The 7653-nt window shown below is 76.0% G+C and carries 1 protein-coding gene; it reads left to right on the top strand.

What is annotated here, in order from left to right; all coding sequences use genetic code 11:
* Positions 1-7653 (top strand): SDR family NAD(P)-dependent oxidoreductase (locus ACFV2S_RS37700; protein ID WP_385570818.1); only part of this gene is annotated, 7653 nt, incomplete at both ends.

The following is a 7653-nucleotide window of genomic DNA, read 5'->3' on the forward strand; positions in this document are numbered from 1 at the left end:
CGCCGTCACCCTCGTCGCCACCCGCGGCCGCCTCATGCAAACCGCCCGCAACGACGGCGCCATGCTCGCCGTCCAAGCCACCGAGGACGAGGTCGTCCCGCTGCTCACCGAGGGCGTGGACATCGCGGCGCTCAACGCACCCCGCTCCGTCGTGGTCTCGGGCGACGCGGAGAAGGTCGCCGCACTCCAGGAGCAGTTCACGGCGCTGGGCCGCAAGACGAGCCGTCTGACGGTCAGCCACGCCTTCCACTCGGCGCACATGGACGGGGTCCTGGAGGAGTTCCGGACCGCGATCAGCGGCCTGACCTTCCACGCCCCGAAGATCCCCGTCATCTCCAACGTCACCGGCCTGCCCGCCACCGGCGACGACCTCGTCACCCCCGACTACTGGGCCCGCCACATCCGAGAAGCCGTCCGCTTCCACCCCGGCATCCAGCACCTCGAAGCAGGCGGCACCAGCCGATTCCTGGAACTCGGCCCCGACGCCGTCCTCACCGCCCTCGCCCAGCAGACACTGGACGGGACCGAAGCCGTCCTCGCGCCCACCCTGCGCAAGAACGCCCCCGAAGCCACCACCCTCGCCACCGCCGCCGCCCGCCTCCACACCGCGGGTCACACCCCCACCACCTGGCAGCCCCTCACCCCCACCCGCATCCCCGAAGGCCTGCCCACCTACCCCTTCCAGCACGAGCACTACTGGCTCTCGTCGCGACGGGCCGGCACGGACGTCACCGCCGCCGGGCTCACCGCCACGGACCACGCGCTGCTCGGCGCGGTGGTCGCGCTCGCCGACAGCGACCAGCTGGTCCTCACCGGCCGGATCTCGCTGCGCACCCACCCCTGGCTCGCCGACCACACCATCGCCGGCACGGTCCTGCTGCCCGGCACCGCGTTCACGGACCTCGCGCTCCACGCCGCCGGTCTCGCGCAGGTGCGGACGGTGGAGGAGCTGACCCTGGAGGCCCCCCTCGCCCTGGGCTCGGACACCGCGGTCACCCTCCAGGTGACGGTGGAGGCGGCGGACCGGGCGGGCCGCCGGGCGATCACCGTGCACTCGCGCACGGACGAGTCGGAGCCGTGGACCCGGCACGCCTCGGGCACGCTCACCGACGCCGCCCCGGCCCCCGAGCCGATCGCGTGGCCGCCGCCGGGCGAGCGCGTCGACCTCACGGGCGCGTACGAGCGGCTCGACGCGCACGGATACGCGTACGGTCCGGCGTTCCGGGGTCTGACCGCGCTCTGGCGCGACGGCGACGACCTCCACGCCGAGATCGAGCTCCCCGAGGGCGTCGACACCGCCGGCCACACCCTCCACCCCGCGCTGCTCGACGCCGCGCTCCACCCGCTGGTCGACGGCGCCGAGGGTCTGCTGCCGTTCGCCTTCGGCGGCGTGACCCTGTACTCGACGGGGGCGACCCGGCTGCGGGTGCACGCGACCCCGTCCGCCGAGGGCGGTGTCACGCTGCGTCTGGACGATCCGGCGGGTGCGCCGGTCGCGGTCGTCGAGTCCCTGGTGCTGCGCCAGGTGGAGGCGGGTCGGCTCGCCGACGGCGGCCGCCGCCAGCCGCTGTTCACGGTCGCCTGGCAGCCGTCCGCGGCCGCCGGGACTGACGGCGACGACGCCGGCGAGCACCGGGTGGTGCTGGGCTCCTCCGCCGAGGCCGGGGAACTGGCCGTCGCGCTCGGCGCCGAGGCGTACGCGTCGCTGGACGCGCTGCGGACGGCTCTGGACGCCGGCACGGCGACCGTCCCCGGGCTCGTCGTGCACGCGGCCGTGACGACCGGCTCCGGCCCGGAGTCCCCGTCGGCCGAGGCCCGTGGGGTCGCGCACGAGGCGCTGGCGACGGTGCAGGCGCTGCTCGACGACGAGCGGCTCGCAGAGACCCGGATGCTGGTCGTCACGCGGGACGCCGTGGGCACCGCCGCGGAGCCCGCCGCCGATGGCGCGGCCCCCGAGGTGACGGCGTGGGGTCTGGTCGCCGCGCCCCTGTGGGGCCTGCTGCGTTCGGTGCAGTCCGAGTACCCCGGCCGTTTCGCGCTCGTCGACGTCGACGGGGCCGCCGCGTCACGGGAGCGGCTGCGGGCCGTGATCGCGTCCGGCGAGCCGCAGAGCGCGGTCCGCGCGGGCGAGATCCGGGTGCCCCGGCTGGCCCGGGTCGCGGAGGACACCCCGCCGGTCCCCTCCCCGTCCGCCACGACCGGGTCCTCCACGCCCTCCCGGCCCCTCGCCGCCGACGGCACCGTCCTGATCACCGGCGCCTTCGGGCGGCTCGGGCGGCTGCTCGCCGAGCACCTGGTCGCCCGGCACGGCGTACGGCACCTGCTGCTCACCAGCCGTCGTGGTCCCGGGGCACCGGGTGCGGACGAACTCGTGGCCCGGCTCGCCGACGCGGGTGCCGAGGCGCGGGTCGTGGCCTGCGACACCGCCGACCGCGAGGCGCTCGCGGCGCTCGTCGCCTCGGTGCCCGCCGAGCACCCGCTGACCGCGGTCGTGCACACGGCCGGTGTCCTCGACGACGGCGTGGTCACCGCGCTGACGGCGGAGCGCCTCGACACCGTGGTGCGCCCGAAGGCGGAGGCCGCCTTCCACCTCCACGAGCTGACCGCGGGCCTGGACCTGGCGGCGTTCGTCGTCTACTCCTCGGTGTCGGGTCTGATCGGTGCGGCGGGTCAGGCGAACTACGCCGCCGCGAACACCTTCCTCGACGCCCTCGCCCATCACCGCCGCGCGCTCGGTCTTCCGGCGACCGCGCTGGCCTGGGGCCTGTGGGGCGAGGGCGGTATGGGCGAGAAGCTCGCCGGCTCCGACCTGGCCCGGATGGCCCGGTCCGGAGTGGTGGCGATGACGGAGGCCGAGGGCCTCGCCCTGTTCGACGCCGCCTTCGGCCGTCCCGAGCCGCTGCTCGTGCCCGCGCGCCTCGATCTGGCGGCGGTACGGTCGCGGGCGGCTGCCGACGGTGTGCCGCCGCTGCTGCGCGGTCTGGTCCGCGCGCCGCTGCGCCGGGTGGCCGCCGCCGCGCCGGCCGGTGGCGGCGGTCTGGCGGCCGAGCTCGCCGGTCTCGACGAGGCCGGGCAGCAGCGCAGGATCACGGACCTGGTGCGGGAGCAGGCGGCCGCGGTGCTCGGTCACGCGTCGGCGGCTGCCGTCGACGTCACCTCCGGGTTCAAGGACCTCGGCTTCGACTCGCTGAGCGCGGTGGAGCTGCGCAACCGGATCAACGCGGCGACGGGGCTTCGCCTCTCGGCCACCCTGGTCTTCGACTACCCCTCGCCGCAGGCCCTGGTGGCGCATCTGCGGGAGCGGCTCACGTCCTCGGGCGCGCGGGGGGCGTCCGGTGGTTCCGCGCTCGTCCCGGCGGCGCGGTCCGCGGCCGGGGGCGGGGCGGACGACGCGTACGAGCCGATCGCGATCGTCGGCATGGCCTGCCGCTTCCCGGGCGGGGTGTCCTCGCCCGAGGACCTGTGGCGGCTGGTGAGCGAGGGCACGGACGCGATCGGGCCGTTCCCCGGGGACCGCGGCTGGGATCTGGAGAACCTGTACGACCCCGACCCGGAGGCGGTCGGCAGGTCCAGCACGGACCAGGGCGGGTTCCTGTACCGCGCGGGCGAGTTCGACGCCGAGTTCTTCGGCATCAGCCCGCGCGAGGCGACGGCCATGGACCCGCAGCAGCGGCTGCTCCTGGAGACCGCGTGGGAGACCTTCGAGCGGGCCGGCATCGACCCGGGCGAGGTGCGGGGCAGCGACACGGGCGTGTTCGCGGGCACGATGTACCACGACTACGCGCCGCATGTGCAGCAGATGCCGGAGGAGCTCGAAGGCATCCTCCTGACGGGCACGCTCGGGAGCGTGGTGTCGGGCCGCATCGCCTACACGTACGGCCTGGAGGGTCCGGCGATCACCGTGGACACGGCGTGCTCGTCGTCGCTGGTGGCGCTGCACCTGGCCGCGCAGTCGCTGCGGCAGGGCGAGTGCTCCCTGGCCCTGGCGGGCGGCGCGACGGTGATGGCGACTCCGGGCACGTTCGTGGAGTTCAGCCGGCAGCGCGGTCTCTCGCCGGACGGCCGCTGCAAGTCGTTCTCCAGTGCCGCCGACGGCACCGGCTGGAGCGAGGGCGTCGGCCTGCTGCTCCTGGAGCGGTTGTCGGACGCGCGCCGCAACGGGCACCGGGTGCTCGCGGTGGTGCGGGGCACGGCCACCAACCAGGACGGCGCCAGCAACGGTCTGACCGCGCCGAACGGTCCCTCGCAGGAGCGGGTGATCCGTCAGGCCCTGGCCAACGCGCGCCTGACCGCCGACCAGGTCGACGCCGTCGAGGCGCACGGCACCGGCACCCGGCTCGGCGACCCGATCGAGGCGCAGGCCCTGATCAACACGTACGGCATGGAACGTGACGCCGAACACCCGCTCTGGCTCGGCTCGTTGAAGTCCAACATCGGGCACTCCCAGGCGGCGGCCGGTGTCGGCGGCGTCATCAAGATGATCATGGCGATGCGGAACGAGGTCCTGCCCAGGACCCTGCACGCGGAGGAGCCGACGGATCACGTCGACTGGTCGGACGGCACCGTACGGCTGCTCACCGAGAACCGGCCCTGGCTGCCGGCCGACCGGGAGCCGCGCCGGGCGGGCGTCTCCTCCTTCGGCATCAGCGGCACCAACGCCCACGTCATCATCGAGCAGGCACCGGAAGAGACCGACGCGACTCCTCAGCACGAACTCCCCCACCTGCCCTGGCTGTTGTCGGCCAAGAGCGAGGAGGCCCTGCGCGAACAGGCCCGCCTGCTCCACACCTACACCACGGAACACCCCGAGACCCCCGCACCACAGGTCGCCGCCACCCTCGCCGCCCGCACCCGCTTCGACCACCGCGCCGTCGTCACGGCCGACGACCACGAGACACTGCTCACCGCCCTCGACGCCCTCGCCGCGGGCAGGGAGGCCCCGGGTCTGACCGCGGGTACCGCGCTCACCGGCGGCACCGCGTTCCTGTTCACCGGACAGGGCAGCCAGCGGCTCGGCATGGGCCGTGAACTCCACGCCGCCGACCCGGTGTTCGCCGCCGCCCTCGACGAGGCGCTCGTGGCGCTCGACCGGCATCTCGACCGGCCGCTGCGGGAGGTGATGTGGGGCGAGGACGCGGAGCTGCTGAACCGCACGGAGTACACCCAGCCGGCCCTGTTCGCCCTGCAGACCGCGCTCCACCGGGCCCTTGAGCACCGGGGCGTCGTCCCGGACCAACTGGCGGGCCACTCCATCGGCGAGATCGCCGCCGCGCACGCCGCCGGCGTCCTCGACCTGGACGACGCGGCCCGGCTCGTCACGGTCCGCGGCCGGCTGATGCAGGCGCTGCCGGCGGGCGGCGCGATGATCGCCGTCCAGGCGACCGAGGAGGAGGTGCTGCCGCACCTCACCCCGGGGCTGTCCGTCGCCGCGCTCAACGCGCCGGACTCCACCGTGGTCTCGGGCGTCGAGGAGGACGCGCTCGCGGTCCGCGACGCGTTCGCCGCGCTCGGCCGACGCACCACCCGGCTCAAGGTCAGCCACGCCTTCCACTCGCCGCTCATGGAGCCGATGCTCCGCGCGTTCGAGGAGGCCGTGGCGGGGATCCGCTTCCGGCAGCCGTCGGTCCCGCTCGTCATGAGCGGCGACCCGACCACCGCGGCCTACTGGACGGCGCACATCCGCGACACGGTCCGCTTCACCGACCACGTCCGGGTCCTGGAGGAGCGCGGCGTCGTGCGGTACGTCGAGCTCGGCCCGGACGCGATCCTGACGGCCCTCGCCCGGCAGTCGCTGTCCGGCGCCGCCGTCCTCGCCCCGGCGCTGCGGCGCGGCGGCGACGAGGCGGGCACGTTCGGTGCGGCCCTGGCCCGGCTGCACGTCGGCGGGGTCTCCCCCACGGACTGGCGGCCGGACCGCACCCCGGCGCATCCCGAGGACCTGCCGACCTACCCCTTCCGGCAGGACCACTACTGGCTCACCCGCCGCGTGGAGCGGCCGGGCGGCGCCGGATCGGGGCACGCGCTGGTGGACACCGCGGTCCGGCTCGCCGACGACGACGGGTTCGTGCTGGCCGGGCGGCTGTCCCGGCGCAGCCACCCGTGGCTGGAGGAGCACGCGGTCGGCGGGGCGGTCCTGCTGCCCGGCGCGGCCCTGGTCGACCTGGCCCTGCACGCGGCGGACCTCGCGGCGGCCGGGTCGGTCGACGACCTGACCCTGGAGGCCCCGCTCGTGCTGCCCGAGTCGGGCGCCGTCGACCTCCAGGTGCGGGTCGGCGCGCCCGACGAGGCGGGCCGCAGGCCGCTCGCCGTGCACGCCCGCCCGGTGGACGGCGGCGAGGAGACCGCCGGGGCCGGTGGCGGGACGGACTGGACCCGGCACGCGACCGGCACGCTCGCCGGTGCGCCCGGGGGCGCGTCCGCGGAGCACCTCGCCTGGCCGCCGGCCGGGGAGCCGGTGGACCTCACCGACGCGTACGAGGCGCTCGCCGGGCGCGGGTACGCGTACGGGCCGCTGTTCCAGGGCCTGACGGGCCTGTGGCGGGACGGCGAGGACCTGTACGCCGAGGTCGCCCTGCCGGACGACGCCGAGGGCGGCGCCACCGCGGGTCACGTGCTGCATCCCGCGCTGCTCGACGCGGCGCTGCACGCCCTGCTCGTGGCCGACCCGGAGGCGCCGCTGCGGGTGCCGTTCAGCTGGTCCGGCATCTCGGCGCACGCCGAGGGCGCCCGGTCGCTGCGGGTGCGGCTGCGCAGGACCGGGCCGGACACGGCGGCCCTGACGCTGGCCGACGCGACCGGCGCGCCGGTGGCGGAGGTGGCCGAACTGGCCCTGCGCACCGTGGACCCGAGCGCGCTCGCCCAGGCCTCGGGCGGGTCCCGCGATCCGCTGTACGTGCTGCGCTGGCGGCAGGTTCCCGTGGAGCGGCCGACGGATCCGGAGGCGCCGGCCGCCTCGTGGGCGACGCTCGGCAAGCACGGTGACGCGGTGGCCGACCGGCTGGGCGTCCGGGTCCGGCACGCGGACCTGGCGGGGCTGCGGGCCGCGCTGGACGCGGGCGGTCCCGTGCCGTCGGTGGTCGTGCTGCCCTGGCGCGAGGACGGCGAGGACGTGCTCGCCGCCGCCGATGCCACGGCGGTCGACGCGCTGGCCGTGGTGCAGGAGTGGCTCTCCGACGAGCGCCTCGCCGACACCAGGCTCCTCATGGTCACGAGCGGCGCCGTCGCGGCGGGGCCGGATCCCCGCGTGACGTCGCCGGGCGTGTCGACGGTGTGGGGTCTGCTGCGGACCGCGCAGCAGGAGACCGAGGGCCTCTTCACGCTGGTGGACCTCCCGCCGGCGCCGGTGACCGACGGTGCCGTGGGCGGCTCCGGGGGCGACTGGGCGGCGGAGGCGGAGTCGCTGCCCGCCGTGGCCGCCTCCGGGCGTGGCGAAGTGGCCGTACGGGACGGGCAGCTGTTCGCCCCGACGCTGGCCCGCGCCGACCGGGACCGCGCCGAAGGGACGGCGGGCTCCGAAGGCGCTCCGGGCGCGGGGCGGTTCGATCCGGAGGGGACGGTACTCATCACCGGAGGCACCGGCGCGCTCGGCAGTCTGCTGGCCCGTCATCTCGTGACGAAGCACGGCGCACGCCACCTCGTCCTCACCAGCCGACG

Origin of the sequence: Streptomyces sp. NPDC059695, assembly GCF_042733785.1 — a bacterium.
GTDB lineage: Bacteria > Actinomycetota > Actinomycetes > Streptomycetales > Streptomycetaceae > Streptomyces.